Origin of the sequence: Halomonas sp. ATBC28 (genome assembly GCF_005937175.1) — a bacterium.
GTDB lineage: Bacteria > Pseudomonadota > Gammaproteobacteria > Pseudomonadales > Halomonadaceae > Vreelandella > Vreelandella titanicae.
On sequence record NZ_VCQL01000001.1, the window covers coordinates 1 to 17,306 of the forward strand.

15 protein-coding genes are annotated in these 17,306 nt (G+C 57.5%); 9 read left to right on the forward strand and 6 right to left on the reverse strand.

The features are described from left to right. The 5 genes from E0L35_RS00005 to E0L35_RS00025 all read right to left on the reverse strand — a co-directional run. Positions 1–305, reverse strand: a 305-nt coding sequence (locus E0L35_RS00005) for a contractile injection system protein, VgrG/Pvc8 family (RefSeq protein WP_249362060.1), incomplete at its 3' end; no start/stop codon positions are given. A 202-nt stretch (positions 306–507) separates the two neighbouring features. Next, complete coding sequence (locus E0L35_RS00010) at positions 508–1,251, reverse strand: sulfite exporter TauE/SafE family protein (protein WP_138799218.1); 744 nt, start codon at positions 1,249–1,251, stop codon at positions 508–510. 120 nt (positions 1,252–1,371) lie between these two features. Beyond that, positions 1,372–2,175 carry a 5-deoxy-glucuronate isomerase gene (gene iolB / locus E0L35_RS00015; protein WP_138799219.1) on the reverse strand — a complete coding sequence of 268 codons (804 nt, stop codon included), beginning with the start codon at positions 2,173–2,175 and terminating at the stop codon, positions 1,372–1,374. Between the two features lie 86 nt (positions 2,176–2,261). Continuing rightward, positions 2,262–3,257: an inositol 2-dehydrogenase gene (gene iolG / locus E0L35_RS00020; protein ID WP_138799220.1), complete on the reverse strand. Its 996-nt coding sequence runs from the start codon at positions 3,255–3,257 to the stop codon at positions 2,262–2,264. A gap of 42 nt (positions 3,258–3,299) precedes the next feature. Continuing rightward, a complete protein-coding gene (locus tag E0L35_RS00025) occupies positions 3,300–4,163 on the reverse strand; it encodes a MurR/RpiR family transcriptional regulator (protein WP_138799221.1) in 864 nt (287 codons plus the stop codon). 238 nt (positions 4,164–4,401) lie between these two features. On the opposite strand from E0L35_RS00025, the gene E0L35_RS00030 reads away from it, so the two are divergent. The 9 genes from E0L35_RS00030 to E0L35_RS00070 all read left to right on the forward strand — a co-directional run bounded on the left by E0L35_RS00030 (position 4,402) and on the right by E0L35_RS00070 (position 15,813). After that, on the forward strand, positions 4,402–5,352 hold the full coding sequence (locus E0L35_RS00030) for a sugar ABC transporter substrate-binding protein (protein WP_138799222.1): 951 nt from the start codon (positions 4,402–4,404) through the stop codon (positions 5,350–5,352). 54 nt (positions 5,353–5,406) lie between these two features. After that, the gene (locus E0L35_RS00035; protein WP_009285992.1) at positions 5,407–6,537 is read left to right on the forward strand and encodes an ABC transporter permease; all 1,131 of its coding nucleotides are present in this window, start codon (positions 5,407–5,409) and stop codon (positions 6,535–6,537) included. A gap of 1 nt (position 6,538) precedes the next feature. After that, the gene (locus E0L35_RS00040) at positions 6,539–7,429 is read left to right on the forward strand and encodes an ATP-binding cassette domain-containing protein (RefSeq protein WP_138799223.1); all 891 of its coding nucleotides are present in this window, start codon (positions 6,539–6,541) and stop codon (positions 7,427–7,429) included. 9 nt (positions 7,430–7,438) lie between these two features. After that, positions 7,439–8,236: a TIM barrel protein gene (locus E0L35_RS00045; RefSeq protein WP_138799224.1), complete on the forward strand. Its 798-nt coding sequence runs from the start codon at positions 7,439–7,441 to the stop codon at positions 8,234–8,236. A 100-nt stretch (positions 8,237–8,336) separates the two neighbouring features. Beyond that, positions 8,337–10,295 (forward strand): 5-dehydro-2-deoxygluconokinase, encoded by a 1,959-nt coding sequence (gene iolC / locus E0L35_RS00050; protein ID WP_138799225.1) that lies wholly within the window; start codon positions 8,337–8,339, stop codon positions 10,293–10,295. Position 10,296: 1 nt separating this feature from the next. After that, positions 10,297–12,144 carry a 3D-(3,5/4)-trihydroxycyclohexane-1,2-dione acylhydrolase (decyclizing) gene (iolD, locus tag E0L35_RS00055; RefSeq protein WP_138799226.1) on the forward strand — a complete coding sequence of 616 codons (1,848 nt, stop codon included), beginning with the start codon at positions 10,297–10,299 and terminating at the stop codon, positions 12,142–12,144. A 31-nt stretch (positions 12,145–12,175) separates the two neighbouring features. Then, complete coding sequence (gene iolE / locus E0L35_RS00060) at positions 12,176–13,078, forward strand: myo-inosose-2 dehydratase (protein ID WP_138799227.1); 903 nt, start codon at positions 12,176–12,178, stop codon at positions 13,076–13,078. A gap of 35 nt (positions 13,079–13,113) precedes the next feature. Then, the gene (locus E0L35_RS00065; protein WP_138799228.1) at positions 13,114–14,616 is read left to right on the forward strand and encodes a CoA-acylating methylmalonate-semialdehyde dehydrogenase; all 1,503 of its coding nucleotides are present in this window, start codon (positions 13,114–13,116) and stop codon (positions 14,614–14,616) included. A gap of 75 nt (positions 14,617–14,691) precedes the next feature. Then, positions 14,692–15,813, forward strand: coding sequence for a Gfo/Idh/MocA family oxidoreductase (locus E0L35_RS00070; RefSeq protein WP_138799229.1), 1,122 nt, complete (start codon positions 14,692–14,694; stop codon positions 15,811–15,813). A gap of 408 nt (positions 15,814–16,221) precedes the next feature. Here E0L35_RS00070 and E0L35_RS00075 read toward each other — a convergent pair whose 3' ends face one another. Further along, complete coding sequence (locus E0L35_RS00075; RefSeq protein WP_138799230.1) at positions 16,222–17,145, reverse strand: AraC family transcriptional regulator; 924 nt, start codon at positions 17,143–17,145, stop codon at positions 16,222–16,224. Between the last annotated feature and the right edge of the window lie 161 nt (positions 17,146–17,306).

A 17,306-nucleotide genomic window follows, 5' to 3' on the forward strand; every position in this document is an offset into this window, starting at 1 on the left:
GATAGCCGCCACAGAGCGGGGCGGATCTCGACCCGGTAAAAGCTGCGGCGGTGCCCCCTATCGCCGCGGTGAAGCTCTGAAATCATCCCATGCACGCGGCGTAGCGGCTCGCCGTCCTGCCAAATGGCCAGGGTGGCGTTTTGATCCAAACAGTCGCTGGGCGACAGGTCGTGGGTGCGGCTGGCAAACTCAACCGAGAGCGAAAACGGCTCAGAGAGCGCCTCACGATGAGTAAAGCGCACCACGGCGGTGTCATCGGCCCCGGGTAGGGTCAGGGTAAATTGCAGGCCCGTTTTGTCCGCCATCGCTCCGCTCCTTGGATCAAGTAAATGAGAAACGATCAGGGTAGCGGGCCGGGGCCAGAGAGCAAGGCCTGGAAGGCAAGTGACAGGGATCTCTTACACGTTTGTAAGAGATCTCTTACAAAATTTTAAGCGATGTCTTACAGCTTAAACGCTTAAAGGATGATCGTATGAAAATGAGCTGCACTCCGTAATGAATCCCGCCCTATTTCAGCGCCTGCCAAATCAGATTAAAACCGACTAAAAACATGGCAAAAATCACCAGCCGGTAGAACAGCGTCTCGTTGACGCGACTTTGCAGCCATAGGCCGTTGCGTACACCGATCCAGGCGATGGGTACTAGCAGTAGCGATGCCCAGGCGCTGGTAACGTTGATTTCGCCAAGCCACATATAGGGCGCTAGCTTGATCACGTTGACTACGGCAAAGGTCACTGCGCAGGTGGCGATAAACGTCTCTTTCGATAGTTTGCGCGGCAGCAGGTAAACGTTCAGCGGCGGCGCGCCCGCATGGGCCATAAAGCTGGTAAAGCCGCAGACGCTTGCCGCTGGCAATGCCCAGCGGGTGGAGATAGGTTTCTTGGCAACGGGCTTGAGCAGCATGTAAGCGGCGAACAGCAGGGTGATCACGCCGAGAGTCAGGCGTAAGCCCTGTTCACTCAAACTGCCAAACAGCAGCGTCCCTACCGTCACGCCGATAAACAGCCCCGGCACAAAGCGCCAGACCTCAGTGGCGTCCTGCTTGCCCCACCATGCTTTCACCGCAAACACGTCCATCACCAGCAGTAGCGGCAATAGTAAGCCAGCTGCCTGGGCGGGGCTGATCGCCAGCGCCATTAGCGGTACCGAGAGCGTGCCAAAACCACCCGCAAAGCCACCTTTTGAAACGCCGGTCAGGTAAACGGAAAATGCAATTAACAACCAGGCGATGACGGAGTATTCGGGGAGCATTGAAGCCTCTGGATAAATGAAATAGCTAACCGTAGGAATAGCGAACAATAAAAAGCCCCACATCAGCGGGGCTAGTTAGCATAGCATCCAATAAACGTTAGCGGGCGAAGAGTCGTTCCATCAAGCGTTCATCAGCCACTCGTGATCGGGGTCGTTGTGGAATTTCCATGCCCGCTTGGGCCCCGCCATCACATTTAAGTAGTAGAGCGAGTAGCCATGGGAGGCGCCTACTGGATGGTAGCCCTTGGGCACCAACACACAGCAGCCGTTTTCCACCGCCATGGTTTCATCAAGGCTGCGGTCATCGGTGTAAACGCGCTGGAAGGCGAACCCTTGTTCAGGGTTAATGCGGTGGTAGTAGGTCTCTTCCAGATGTGATTCGTGGGGTAAGTTATCCACATCGTGTTTGTGGGGCGGGTAGCTCGACCAGTTACCCGCAGGTGTGAATACTTCGACTACTAATAGGCTATCGGCGGGCTCGGTTTCCGGCAGAATATCGTGAACATGGCGGGTGTTGGTGCCTTGGCCACGGGTGCTTTTTTTGATTTTGTCGGGAGCGATTAGCCTAGGAGCGTGATTGCCATGCCCTGGGGCGGCGCACACCGCTAGCTCTAAGTCTGTGGTTGCTTCCACCGAGTAGCTAACCCCATTGGGTAGGTAAACCGCGTAGGGTGGAATTTGTTCAAAGATATCCATGCGCTGGCCGATATCTTCAAAGCGGTGCTCGCCGCAGGTTACCGTGGCGCGACCGGTGAGCAGCACCAGGCAGATTTCCTGATCATCGCTGCTGGCCTCCAGGCGCTGACCCTTGGCGAGTTTATGCACCCGAAAGCCGACATGCTGCCAGCCAGCCGATTCAGGGGTAACGTCAATCACGGTGCCTTGGGTATCTGGGGCGGTGGGGCGTACCAGTAGGGAAGCCATATGTCGCTCCTTCTGATGGTTAGCTGCTCTGTTGGCAGCTAGCCGTTGTCGATATGAAGGGTCTCCACAGACCCGTTTGCGTCTGTTTAGATCGAGGCATCGAGCAGAATTTTGCGACCTTCACGCAATGAAAGCTCCGCTGCATCGGCTAAGCGCAACGCCTCTAGGCCATCCTGGGCACCTGCGAGTGGCGCACGTTTCTCCTTCCATGCGGCGACAAAGTCGCCAATTTCCAGTTGGTAGGCTTGGGCATAGCGCTCCAGGAAGAACCACTTGGGTTTGTCTTCCACTTGGCCTGCTTCACCGGTGAAGCGCAGCCGGGTGTCGCTCTCATTTTGGACCTGCAGCATGCCTTGGCTGCCAAAGGCTTCGATACGCTGATCGTAGCCGTAGCAGGCACGTCGTGAGTTGCTGATTTGGCACAGCTTTCCACTGGCTGTGGTAAGGGTGACCATGGCGGTATCCACATCACCCGCTTCGCCAATCGCTGGGTCGATAATGCTACTGCCGACGGCAAAGACACTTTCGATGGGTTCATCGAGCAGCCAGCGCGCCATGTCCAGATCGTGAATCATCATGTCTCGGAACAGGCCGCCGGACTCAGCCACGTACTCGGCAGGCGGGGGAGACGGGTCGCGGCTAATAATCGTTAGCGTTTCAAGTGCGCCAATACGCCCTTCGGTAATCGCTTTTTTCAGTGCCGAAAACTGAGGATCGTGGCGGCGGTTAAAGCCTAGTGCACAGGTCACTGGATGCTCACTGAGTACCTGCAGAGCATCTCGCGTGCGGGCTAAATCCAGGGCGATGGGTTTTTCGCACAGAATCGCCTTGCCAGCGCGGGCGGCACGCTCCAGATACTCCGCATGGGTGGGCGTGCTTGAAGCAATCAGTACGGCGTCAATGGTGTCATCCGCGAAGATTTCATCCACAGAGGCCGCTCGGCTGGCGTACTGCTCGGCCAACGCTTCTGCGGCAGGCTGATGAAAATCGGCCACGGCGGCCAGGGTAACGTTCGGGTGCGAGTGAATGGCCTGGGCGTGCACCTTGCCGATGCGTCCAGCGCCGATAAGCGCGAGTTTCATAAGCTCTCCTGTTTTGTTGTTGGTGTTGGCTCGTTGTGGCGTTTAGGCCTTATGTTGTTTGTCACGGCCCTTTTCTTTGTCGCGTGTTTTGTCTTGCCGCACGCCCAGGGCAATTGCCAAGGTCTGGGTCAAGCAGAGCGACGCGGTCAAACTCCGGAAACTTTTTACTTCGGCTTCGTTGACAACGAAGACAACATTCGCGAAACGGGCCAGCGGGCTGAGGTTCGAATCGGTAATCACTACAATAGGTAGACCGCGCTGATGGGCGTCTTCGCAGGCTTTTTGGCTCTCTTCTGCATAGGGGGAAAAGCTGATGGTCAGTAGGGCGTCGTGTTGGCTCATAGCGCGCAGCTGCTCGCCGTACATCCCACCCAAACCATTGACCAGCAGCGCAGGCTTATCCACATGGGCCAGGGCATAGGTCATGTAGCTGGCGACCATGAAGCTTCGCCGTGCCCCCATCACATGAATCGCATGGGCCTTTTCAAAAATATCCAGCGCCTTCTCCAGGCTCTCGGGATCGATACGGCTGGGAAGCTGCTCCAAAACAGCGCGATTAGCATCGGCGAACTCCCACAACAGCTGGGTGCTGTCGGGTGTTTCCCCGGTGGCGCTACGTACTGCGCGAATCCGTTCTGTGTAGTTAGGCAATTCATCGACTAGGCGGCTGCGAAACAGCTGCTGCATTTCGGAAAAACCCTTAAAGCCCAAGCTATTGGCCAAGCGGATTAAGGTGGATGGAGTGACATCTGCCTGCTCAGCAATTTTGGCCACGGTTGCCAGAGCAACCTCCTGGGGGTGATCAAGCACAAAACGAGCGGTTTGCTGTAAGCGTTTGCTTAGCGTGGCGTACTCGGCGGTGATCAGCGTTTCCAGCTCGCGGTAGCTTTGTGGTGGCTGTGGCATACAAATTCCTTCGCGTTAACTCATGTACCACTCATTCACTCATGTACGCCTGGGTAGTAGCGCTGAGCAAAGTGGCTGGTTGTTATGCAGTCTAGTTGATTGGAATAAATATTCCATTTATACCAAAGTATAGAATAAATAATTTGCAAGAATTGCTATTTGGAACCTATATTCCATAGCGCCAAGGCATTTAATGCCACTTCCCTACCAACAACGATAACGTTATGAGGAATTCTTTATGGCACGTCTATCTCAATGGCTTCTAGCCTCTGCCGCCACCACGGCATTAATGGCAGGTGCCGCACAAGCACAAGAACCGGAACAAGAAGCGAGCCGTTTCGTCATGGTGACCCATGGTGTTCCCTCTGATCCTTTCTGGTCAGTGGTGAAAAACGGCGCAGAAGCAGCCGCTGATCTCGTAGGCGCTGAGCTGGAGTACCGTGCACCATCGACCTTTGATATGGCCAAGATGCAGCAACTCGTACAGGCAGCGGTGGCATCTGATCCGGATGGCTTGATCCTCTCTTTTACTGACGAAAACGCCCTGGGCGGCGCTGTCCAAAATGCTGTCGATAACGGCATCCCAGTGATCACCATTAACTCCGGTGGTGACGTGGCGAGGGATTATGGTGCCCGGCTGCACGTCGGGCAGAGTGAATACGAGGCGGGCAAACAGGCCGCCGAGCGCATGCAGGAACTGGGCGTTGAGAAAGGCGTCTGCGTTAACCATGAGCAAGGCAACCAGGGGCTTGATCAGCGCTGTGATGGCTTTGTAGAAGGCTTTGACGGCAATGCTGAGCAGCTAGCGACCACCTACGACCCCACCAATATTCGCAATGCCATTGTCGCTTACCTCAACGAGAACAGTGACGTGCGTGGTGTGCTGACCTTGGGTGCGTTGGCCGCTGATCCGATGATTCGGGCCATGCGTGAGCAGGGGGCAACCGATATGTTCACTCTCGGCACCTTTGACCTTTCACCCGGTATTTTGGAAGCCTTGGATGCAGGTGAACTGGACTTTGCGATCGACCAACAGCAGTACATGCAGGGTTATTTGCCCGTCATGTTCCTAGATCAGTTCGTCAAAAACGGCCTGCTACCCGCAGGGGATGTTGCCACCGGCCCAGGGTTTGTCACTCAAGAAAACGCTGCACAGGTCATTGAGCTGAGTAGCCAGGGCATCCGTTGATAACTACCTAATCGAAAAAGGCTCGACGGTGTCGAGCCTTGGGGGTCGATCGCCATGAATTCTACTGAAACGAAACAGTCGGTTGCGCCAGCAACCGCTCCTCAAGATGAGCGTATCCAGAGAGTCTCTTTCTGGAAGAAGGCGCTTAATCGCCCGGAGCTGGGGGCGCTGGCCGGTGCCGTGTTGGTGCTTGCCTTCTTTATCGCTGCTTCCAGCGGCACCGGGATGTTTACCCCAGCGGGTATTATTAATTTTCTTGAAGTCGCCGCTCAGCTCGGCATTATCGCCACGGCGGCTGCGTTGCTGATGATCGGCGGAGAGTTTGATCTTTCGATAGGTTCGATGATTGGCTTGGCAGGCATTCTGATTGCCATCCCTGCGGTGGAGTATGGCTGGCCGCTGTGGGCCGCAATTTTATTGGCGTTCGCCTGCGCGGGCCTGGTGGGCTGGATTAACGGCAATCTGGTCAATAAAACGGGGTTGCCGTCATTTATCGTTACCCTGGGCTTCCTGTTCATTCTGCGTGGTTTGGCTATCGGTACTAGCCGGTTGTTGACGGGACGTACTCAGGTGGGTGGAGTGCAGGATCATATCCCCGGAGATTGGTTCGCGGCGCTTTTCTCTGGAGAAGTCGCTACGGGACTATTTAGCTGGATGGCGGCAAATGGCTGGATGGCGACCAACTTTGCGGGCAACCCCACGGTCACCGGTATCCCTGTCTCGATTGTCTGGTGGCTGGGCTTAACCGCTGTAGCGACCTGGGTGCTGCTGTGCACGCCTTACGGCAACTGGATCTTCGCCAGCGGTGGCGATGCCAATGCGGCGCGTAATTCGGGCGTCCCCGTCCATCGCGTCAAGATTTCACTGTTCATGTTCACCGCTTTCTCAGCCACCATCTTTGCCTGCATACAGGTCATGGATACCGGTTCGGCGGACACCATTCGAGGTTTATTAAAAGAGCTGGAGGCCATTATCGCAGTGGTCATTGGCGGCGCTTTGCTGACCGGCGGCTATGGATCTGCCATTGGTGCGGCCCTCGGTGCGCTGATTTTCGGCATGGTGCAGATGGGGATCTTCTACACCGGTGTTAACACCGACTGGTTCCAGGTCTTCCTGGGTGTGATGTTGCTGGTGGCGGTGCTATTCAACAATTACATGCGCAAAAAGGCGATGGAGGCTAAATAACATGACTACACGCACTCCAATGATTGAAATGCGCAGTGTCAGCAAACACTTCGGCAGCGTCATCGCCATCAGTGATATCTCGATGCAGGTCTATTCCGGTGAAGTTATGTGCCTGCTGGGGGATAACGGTGCCGGCAAGTCAACGTTGATTAAAACCCTTTCCGGTGTTCACCAGCCCACCCATGGCGAGATGCTACTGGATGGCAAGCCCGCTCGTTTCAAGTCCCCGGCTTACGCGCTCGACGCCGGTATCGCGACCGTTTTTCAGGATCTGGCCATGGTGCCGTTGATGTCGATTACCCGTAACTTCTTTATGGGCCGCGAACCGACGGTGGGCTGGGGGCCTTTAAAGCGGATTGATTGGAAATATGCCGACCGGGTTGCCAGAGAGGAAATGGCTAAAATCGGTATCGATGTGCGCGACCCTAGTCAGCCGGTGGGCACGCTTTCTGGTGGGGAACGCCAGTGTGTGGCGATTGCCCGTGCCGTCTATTTTGGCGCCAAAGTACTGATTCTTGATGAGCCCACCTCAGCGCTTGGGGTTAAGCAAGCCTCTGTCGTACTGCGCTACATTGCCAAAGCCCGCGCGGATGGCCTGGCGGTCATCTTTATTACCCACAATGTTCACCATGCTTACCCAGTGGCTGATGCGTTCACCTTATTGTCACGCGGCGGCAGTTTGGGCTCCTTCCGCAAAGAGGAAGTCAGCCGCGAAGAAGTGCTCAACATGATGGCGGGTGGCGCTGAGCTTGAAAGCCTGGATGCGGAGCTTGCGGAATTCCAGCGTGACGATAAAGCCAAGAAGGCCAGCTTAGCCGGTCAAGACACTCAGCCTGCCGATGGAACAAGCAGCACTGAGCAACCTTCACCGCGAGCTGCGAGCGGCTATTAAGGAGCCATGATGTATAAGCCTACCCCATCATCCCCGTTCACGCTGGCCGTCTGCGCTGAAATGGTGTTCCGCCGCTTGCCCGTGTTGGAGCGTGTTAAGCGTATTTCTGAACTGGGTTTTCAGGTCGAAATCTGGGACTGGACTAAGCACGATATCGAGGCACTGGCCAATAGTGGGGCCACATTCTCATCCATGACCGGCTATGTCACCGGCACCCTGGCGGATGCAGCCGGGGCAGATGAACTGCTACGCACCGCCGCTGAGTCGGTTGAGGTGGCCAAACGACTGGGTATTCCACGTCTCAACCTGCACGGCACAGGGTTGGATGGCGAAGGTCTTCCCGTGAAACCTTGCCAACAGATGACCGGCGCGATGTGGTTAAAAGCACGCGACACCCTCAATCGGCTGGCGGATCTCGGCGAGCAGAACGACGTCACCTTTGTGCTGGAAAACCTCAATACCGACGTTGATCACCCAGGTGTGCCGTTTGCCCGCTTGGAAGATGTTCTAGCGCTGGTGGAGAGTGTTGATCGGCCCAGCTTGCGCATTATGTTGGACGTTTATCACGCCCAAATTGGTGAAGGTAATTTGATTGAATTGATTCGCCGCTGTGGGCCCTACATAGGTGAAGTGCAGGTGGCTGATGTGCCTGGGCGCTGCGAGCCGGGAACTGGCGAAATTAACTATCCGGCCATCGCCAAAGCGCTGAACGACATAGGTTATCGCGGCACCGTGGGGTTGGAAGGCTGGGCCTCTGGGGATGACGACCTCGCGCTCGACCGGTTCCGTGCCGCCTTCACACTTTAATCCACGGTTGATAAGCCTTATCGATTGCCAGCCAAGACGCTTTTATGCCCAGTGCCATCCTGTGACTAGTACCACGAATTTGTGACGTGGGGAGACATTTATGCTGAATAACAATAGTCAACACCGACCGCTTGACCTGATTTGTCTTGGACGCGTGGCGGTCGATCTTTACGCCGAGCAGATTGGCAGTCGTTTAGAAGACGTGGCCAGCTTTGCCAAGTACCTAGGCGGGAGCTCGGGTAATATGGCCTACGGCACCGCTCGCCTCGGGTTGAAATCCGCCATGCTCTCGCGGGTCGGCGACGAGCAGATGGGCAACTTCGTGCGCGAAGAGCTGGAGCGGGTGGGCGTGGATACCTCCGCGCTTCAAACCGACCCCGAGCGCCACACCGGCCTAGTGCTGCTAGCCTTAAAAGACCGCGAAAGCTTCCCGCTGCTGTTTTATCGCCGCGACTGTGCCGATATGGCCATCGACGCCGACGCCATCGACCCTGAATTTATCGCCCGGGCCAAGGCGCTGGCGATTACCGGCACGCATCTTTCTACCGATACCACCCGCCGAGCCTGCCGCAAAGCGCTGGACGCCGCCGCCCATTATGGCGTGAAGCGGGTGCTGGATATCGACTATCGCCCCGTGCTGTGGGGGCTGACTAACCCTGGTGATGGTGAAACCCGCTTTATCGCCGATGATAAAGTGACCACCGACCTGCAGCGCTGGTTGCTAGATTTTGATCTGATTGTAGGTACCGAAGAAGAGTTTCATATTGCCGGCGGCAGTACGGACACCTTAGCGGCTCTGCGCGCAGTGCGTGAGGTTAGCCAGGCCACCCTGGTATGCAAGCTGGGGCCCATGGGCTGTGTGGTGTTTGAAGGCGCCATTCCTGACCGTATTGAAGACGGCATTTTAGTTAAGGGCGTACAGGTCGAGGTGCTCAATGTGCTGGGTGCCGGGGATGCCTTTATGAGTGGCTTGCTACGCGGCTGGCTGCGCAATGAACCCTGGCAAACCAGTGCGGGTTTCGCCAACGCCTGTGGCGCGCTGGTGGTCTCCCGCCACGGCTGTGCCCCGGCTATGCCCACCGAAGATGAGCTATTCGATTACCTGAAACGTCGCGACGAGGTACCCCGTCCGGATATCGATCAACGCCTGAATCATCTCCACCGGGTCACTACCCGAGTGCCCGCGCAATGGCCCGAAGTGTTGGGCCTGGCATTTGACCACCGCCGCCAGCTCACCGATATGGCCCGCGAAGAGTATGCCGACAGCGCGCGACTGCCAGCACTTAAAAAACTCCTGGTCACCGCTGCCGAAGAGGGCGCCAAGCGGGGCGGTATTACCACTCCCGCGATTCTGGTAGACGACGTATTGGGTCAAGACGCGCTCAATCAAGCCAGTGGGAAAGGCTGGTGGATCGGTCGACCGGTAGAGCTCCCAGGCTCACGCCCGCTGCGTTTCCAGCATGGCGATGATTTAGGTGCCTGCCTGCGCAACTGGCCTAGAGAACAGATCATTAAGTGCCTAGTGTTCTACCACCCTGACGATGAGCTCCTGCTGCGCCTGGAGCAGGAGGAGCGGCTGCGTCAGCTCTACCAGGCGGCCTGTGCTTGTGGGCTGGAACTGCTGATTGAAGTCATTCCCCCCGCCGACATGCCCAATGACGACACCACCTTGCCGCGCAGCCTTCAGCGGCTCTACAACCTGGGTATTCGCCCAGACTGGTGGAAACTACCTGCCATGTCAGACGCTGCCTGGCAGGCGGTTGGCGACACCATTGAGCGGGAAGATACCTACTGCAGTGGGGTTGTGCTGCTTGGGCTAGACGCCCCCATGGACGACATGAAACGTGGTTTCGAAGCAGCGGCCAATCATGCCTGCTGTAAGGGTTTCACCGTTGGGCGCACGCTATTTGCCAGCGCGAGTCGTGATTGGCTAGCCGGGCGTATCGACGATGCCCGCTTGGTAGAGCGGGTCGCCCAGAACTATGCCGAGCTGATAAAGGCGTGGCGGCAATTAAGGCAGGCGCAGCCGCAAGCGCTGTCTCACACGGAGGAGGCGTAAAATGAGCACCATTCGACTCACCATGGCCCAGGCGTTGGTCAAGTACCTTGCTGCACAACGTATAGAGGTGGATGGCCAAGAAGTGGCGCTGTTTGAAGGCGTGTTTGCGATTTTTGGTCATGGCAATGTGGCCGGAATGGGGGAAGCGCTCTACCACGTGCAAGACACGCTTCCGACCTTTCGCGCTCACAACGAACAGGCCATGGCCCACGCGGCGATTGCCTTTGCCAAAGCCAATAATCGCCAGCGCTTAATGGCCGCGACCAGCTCGATAGGCCCGGGGGCGACCAATATGGTCACCGCCGCAGCACTCGCCCACGCCAACCGCTTGCCGATCCTGCTGCTGCCGGGGGACACCTTCGCCACCCGCGAACCCGACCCGGTACTCCAGCAGGTGGAGCATTTTGGTGACCCGACCATTAGCGTCAACGACTGTTTTCGTCCGGTGTCGCGCTACTTCGACCGTATTAATCGCCCCGAGCAGCTGCTGACCAGTTTGCCCCAGGCGATTGCTACCCTGCTTGACCCTGAGCACTGCGGCCCCGCGACCCTGGCATTGCCCCAGGATGTGCAAACCTTTGCCTACGATTACCCGGAGGCCTTTTTTGCTCCCAGGGTGCATCGCATTCGCCGCTCGCCACCGGATGCATACGAGCTTCGTCAAGCAATCGCCGCGCTGCAACAGGCCAAGCGCCCGCTGATTATCGCCGGCGGCGGCGTGCATTACGCCGCTGCCTGCGATGCCCTGGCAGAGTTTGCTAAAGCGCGGGGCATCCCGGTAGCCGAAACCCAGGCCGGCAAAGGCGCGTTGGCCGATAGCCACCCTTGCGCAGTGGGTGCCATTGGGGTGACCGGCAGCGCAGCCGCCAACCAATTGGCGGAGCAGGCGGATGTCATTCTGGCGGTGGGCACGCGGCTGCAGGACTTTACCACCGGCTCACGAGCGCTATTTGAAGGAAGCGATAAAACGCTTATCGCCCTCAACGTTGGCCGCTTCGACAGCCTGAAGCATCAAGCGCTGCCGTTAAGCTGCGATGCCTTGGTCGGGCTGGGTCAACTCGACGCGGCGCTGGGTGAATGGCGCGGCGGCGATGAATGGCGCGAGCAGACCGGCACGCTCAAGCGCGAGTGGGCCGAAATAGTGCGCAACGTGACCGCCGACCAAGGGCTGGCGCTGCCCACCGATGCCCAGGTGATCGGTGCGGTTAATCGCCAAGCAGGCAACGATACCACCGTGGTATGCGCCGCCGGTGGCTTGCCCGGCGAGCTGCATAAGCTCTGGCAATGCTCGGGCCCTGGCAGCTACCACGTGGAGTACGGCTTCTCCTGCATGGGCTATGAAATTGCGGGCGGGCTGGGCGTCAAGATGGCCAAGCCAGAGCGGGAAGTGGTGGTGATGGTGGGCGATGGTAGCTACCTGATGCACAACTCGGAGCTGGCAACCTCGGTGATGCTGGGCCACAAGCTGATTGTGGTGGTGTTGGATAACCGCGGCTATGGCTGCATCAACCGCTTGCAGCAGGCCACAGGCGGCGCGGGGTTCAACAACCTTCTGCAAGATTGCCGCACTGTGGAGGCCGGCGCTCCCAAAACCGATTTCGCCGCCCATGCCAAATCTCTGGGCTGTGAGTCTGAATCAGTGAGCGGCATTGCGGAGCTGGAGCAGGCGCTGGTGCGCGCTCGCAGCGCCACCTCGACCTATGTGATTGCCCTGGATACCGATCCGCTACCCAGCACCCAGGAAGGCGGTGCCTGGTGGGAGGTGGCCGTGCCCGAGGTTTCCGAGCGTGAAGCGGTCAATAAAGCCTATCAAGGGTACCGCGAAGCCAAGCAGCGCCAACGCCATTAATACCAACAAACATAATCATAAGGAATACGCTATGCCAACGGTTACTTTAGGCATCAACCCGCTCACCTGGACGAACGACGACTTGCCCAGCCTGGGCGGCGCAACACCACTGGAAACCTGTTTGAAAGAGGGCCGCGAAGCGGGGTTTAGCGGCTTTGAATTAGGTAACAAGTTTCCCCGAACGCCTGACGCCCTGAATCAGGTGCTGAGCGCCCACGACCTGGCGCTTGTATCGGGCTGGTATTCCGCGCAGTTGCTGGAGCGCACGCCTGAAGAAGAGATTGACGCCATTCAGGATCACATGAACCTGCTCAAGGAGTGCGGTGCGAAGGTAATGGTGCTGTGTGAAGTCACCCACTGTGTGCACGGCGATCAGGAGCGACCGCTCTCCCAGCGTCCGCACCTTTCCGAGCAAGAGTGGCAGCGACTGCTGCATGGCCTGGATGTCGTGGGCGACTACCTGAAATCCCAGGGTATTCAACTGGTGTATCACCACCACCTGGGCACGGTGATCGAAAGCCAGGCCGACGTTGAACGCTTAATGGACAACACTGGCGAAGGCGTGGGGCTGCTGCTTGATTTTGGTCATTTGCGAGGTGCTGGCGGTGACCCTCTCGCCGTCGCCAAACGCTACAGTGGGCGCATCCATCATGTGCACTGCAAAGACCTGCGCTTCACAGTGCTGGACGCAGTGCGCAACCGCGACAAAAGCTTTTTAAACGGCGTGTTAGACGGCCTGTTTACGGTGCCGGGGGATGGCAATGTGGATTTCCTGCCCGCCTTAACCCTCCTGTGCGAACAGGGCTACCAGGGTTGGTTAGTGGTTGAAGCCGAACAAGACCCGGAAGTCGCTCACCCGCTGACTTACGCCCGCTTGGGTTACCGCAACCTACGCCAACTTGCCGAGCAGGCAGGCTTCGACGTAGCCAGCTAAATAGCGCCAGCGCCGCCTTTTAATCAGGAGCCTATATGCAAACGTTATCCCACTATCTTAATGGTCAGCTCTCCGCCGGTCAGAGCCAACGTACTTCGCCGGTCTATAACCCGGCCACCGGTGAGCAAAGCGCCCAGGTGGCGCTGGCCACCGCTGACGAAACCCGCGAAGCGGTGCGCATTGCCGATGAGGCCTTTGTCGCTTGGTCAAAAACCTCGCCGCTGAAGCGCTCGCGCATCCTGTTTAAGTTTAAAGCGCTGGTTGAGGAGCACACTGATGAGCTGGCGCGACTGATCTCCAGCGAGCACGGCAAGGTATTTTCAGATGCCAAAGGCGAAGTGACCCGGGGCCTGGAAGTGGTCGAGTTTGCCTGCGGCATTCCCCACCTTCAGAAGGGCGAGCACTCCATGAACGTCGGCACCGGCGTTGATAGCTACTCAATGCTGCAGCCGCTGGGCGTGTGCGCCGGTATCTCGCCGTTCAACTTCCCTGCCATGGTGCCCATGTGGATGTTCCCCATTGCGCTGGCCTGCGGCAACACCTTCGTCATGAAACCGTCGGAGAAAGACCCCTCTACGCCGCTGCGCCTAGCCGAGCTGCTCAAAGAAGCGGGTCTGCCGGATGGCGTCTTTAATGTCGTCAATGGTGATAAAGAAGCGGTGGATGTGCTGCTCACCGATGAGCGTGTCCAGGCAGTGAGCTTTGTGGGCTCTACCCCAATTGCCGAGTACATCTACGCTACCGCATCAGCCCATGGCAAGCGTGTTCAGGCCCTGGGCGGGGCCAAAAACCATATGGTGATCATGCCCGATGCGGATCTCGATCAAGCCGTGGGTGCTCTGATGGGCGCGGCCTATGGCTCGGCAGGCGAGCGCTGCATGGCGATTTCGGTGGCCGTGCCCGTGGGCGACGAAACCGCCAACCGCCTGCGCGAAAAACTGGTGGCCGAACTGGATAAGCTGACGGTCGGGCCTGGCCTGGTCGATGGCCCGGACAATGATATGGGGCCGCTGATTACCCGCGAGCACCGCGAAAAAGTGGCGGGTTATATCCAAACCGGCGTGGATGAGGGCGCAGAGTTAGTGGTCGACGGTCGCCAGACCACGATTGACGGCGCAGGCGATGGCTACTTTATCGGCGGCAGCCTGTTTGACCATGTGACGCCCAGCATGCGTATTCACTCCGAGGAGATCTTCGGCCCGGTGCTGGCGATTGCCCGCGTGGCCAGCTTCGATGAAGCGGTCAGCATGATCAATGCCCACGAATACGGCAATGGCACGGCGATCTTTACCCGCGATGGCGATGCGGCGCGTCAGTACTGCGAGCATATCCAGGTCGGCATGGTCGGCGTTAACGTGCCGATCCCAGTACCCATGGCGTTCCACAGCTTCGGCGGCTGGAAGCGTTCGCTGTTTGGCCCGCTGCATATGCACGGCCCCGACGGTGTGCGTTTCTACACCCGCATGAAAACCATCACCCAGCGCTGGCCCAGCGGTATTCGTGAAGAGACCAACCACTTCACCATGCCGACCATGTAAACAGGCTACGGGGCACGACACCATTCAACGCCGGGCCCAGCCCGGCGTTATTGTTTTCAAACAGGGATAATCACAATGAAAACCCTCAAGATTGGCCTCATCGGCACCGGTTTTATGGGCAAAGCCCACGCCATTGCCTTTAATGCAGCGTCCAGCGTTTTTGAACTGCCCGCTAAACCCGTTTGCGAACTGCTGGCGGATGTCGACCTCGCCACGGCCGAGAGCCGAGCGCGGGCGTGGGGATTTGCCCGCGCCACCGGCGATTGGCGCGCCCTGGTGGAGGACAGGGATGTAGATGTGGTGGATATCTGCGCGCCCAACTTTCTGCATAAAGAGATGGCGCTGGCTGCCATTGCCGCTGGCAAACATGTTTACGCCGAAAAGCCGCTGGCGCTGAGAACGGTAGACGCCAACGAGATGGTCGCCGCAGCTGAAAAGGCGGGCGTCAAAACCCTGGTGGGCTTTAACTATATTCGCAATTCCGCCACTCAGCTGGCCCGCCAGATTGTCGCTAGTGGTGAAATCGGTGAGTTGATTCATTTTCGTGGGCGGCACAACGAGGATTACCTGCTCGACCCGGAAAAGCCTCACGATTGGCATACCAAGCGGGCGACCGCAGGCGCCGGTGCGTTAGGCGATGTGGGGTCGCATATTCTTAATATGGCCGAGTTTTTAACCGGGCAGCGCATTACCGAAGTGTGTGGCCAACTACAAACCGTCATCCCCATGCGCCCCACGGCCGACGGCAACGGTATGGCGGCGGTAGAAAACGATGATCAGGCCCAGGTCATGCTGCGGTTTGACCAGGGGTTAATCGGTAATATCGAAACCTCCCGGGTGGCGGCAGGCCGCAAAATGGGCTTGGCCTACACGCTAACGGGCACCAAAGGCGCTATTGTGTTTGACCAGGAGCGCATGAGCGAGCTGCAGCTATATCGCCACGGCGACGCCCACGGCAGGCGCGGCTTCACTACCCTGTTAGCGGGCCCTGAACACCCCGACTATGCGGCCTTCAGCCCCGCGCCGGGTCATGGTCTGGGCTATAACGATCAGAAGATTATCGAGGTGCGCGATCTTGTGGAGGGCATCATCAACGACCGTCCCCTCTATCCAGACTTCCGCGAAGCCGCGCGGGTTAATCGATTAATAGAGGCCATCGAAACGTCAGATCAGACGGGGCAGTGGGTTCACATCTAATATCAGAAGTCCTGTGCATTGCGGGGGCTGTTGATTTGGCAACTACTTCTGTCGCTTGGCTTCTAGCGAATTCACACCCTCCGTGTAGACCTGCTGGAAAGCTACACCGAACAGCCTTTGTTAAGTAAATACAACTTTTACCAGACTTTCACAATGTTGCTGGAAACAGGTAACTCATCAGGTCTCCAGAGGTGCAATAAGAAAATCGGTCGCACTCAGATTGTCTAAGGCGTTTATGGTCGACGGGATCAAGCGCAGTAGTGAACCCCATCGAGATGTCTGGTCGCGCTCAACCCGCTGAAATACGCATTGGCAGGTTTCAGCGCGCGCCATATTGGGCCGACTTCCAAGGGGTGAAAGGACAATCTTCGCCCCTTCGTGTGATGAGATCATGCAAATGATAGCGTATCAGTCGTGCTGAGCGCTTTCTGGCATGGTGAATCTCCGGATCGCCTGGATATCCCGATGCGGTGGCTCTCCAAAGAGTCGACTGTAATCACGACTGAACTGTGATGCGCTCTCATACCCGACCCGCACCGCCGCGCTGCCCGCATCCAGATTATCGTTGAGCATCAATTGCCGAGCATCCTGTAAACGCAGGTTCTTCACGTATTGCAACGGGCTCATGCCAGCCACGATCCGGAAATGTCGCCGGAAAGTCGACGGGCTCATGTGAGCTCTGGCGGCAAGGTCATCCATCCGCACGTCTTGCGAATAGTGCAGCTTCAGCCAAGCGATTATCTTGGCAATTTGCTGGTTCGGTGAGCCGGCAGCAACGAGGCGGCGCAAATGAGGCCCATGCCCGCCCTGCATGAGACGAACGACTATCTCCTGCTGGATTAAAGGTGCGAGGTGAGGAATCAACTGCGGTTCGGACAGAAGTTGGACCAAGCGGGTCAGTGCGAGCTTTGTGTCCTCATCCAGGGTTTCGACGGACATCGCTCGGGTCGTCGATACTGGCAGCGAAGTCGCAAACTCCATTTCGGCCGCCAACTGGGCGATGATGGGCGCATCCAGCTTCAACCACAAGCCAAGATAAGGCTCTTCGGTACTGGCGCGAGTGACATACGACATCACGGGCAAGTCGACGGTCGTTATCAGGGATTGCCCCGCCGCATAGTGGAATATTTCATCGCCCAGCGTAACCTGCTTGCTGCCCTGCACGATCAGACCAAGGCCCAGGCCATAGATACAGGGCACCGGATGGGTAGCCGCCCCCGCTCTGCTGAGCATCAAGGCCGGAATAGGCGTGCGAAAATCGCCATCGGTTCGTGCAATGTTGCCGACAAGCTCGGCAAGGTCGCCGAAGCTTGAGCATGCCTTAGTTTCCATACGCATCTCCAGTTAAATAGCATGTCTAGCTTTGGCTTGCGAAGCTCAATATTAGCATTACCGAAGGTCGAGCGATTTATATTTTGATTGGAGATGATCAAAATAGGCAAGAATTGGAGTGTTTGCAGCAAACGCTACCAGGGCATTCGGGAGCACACTAG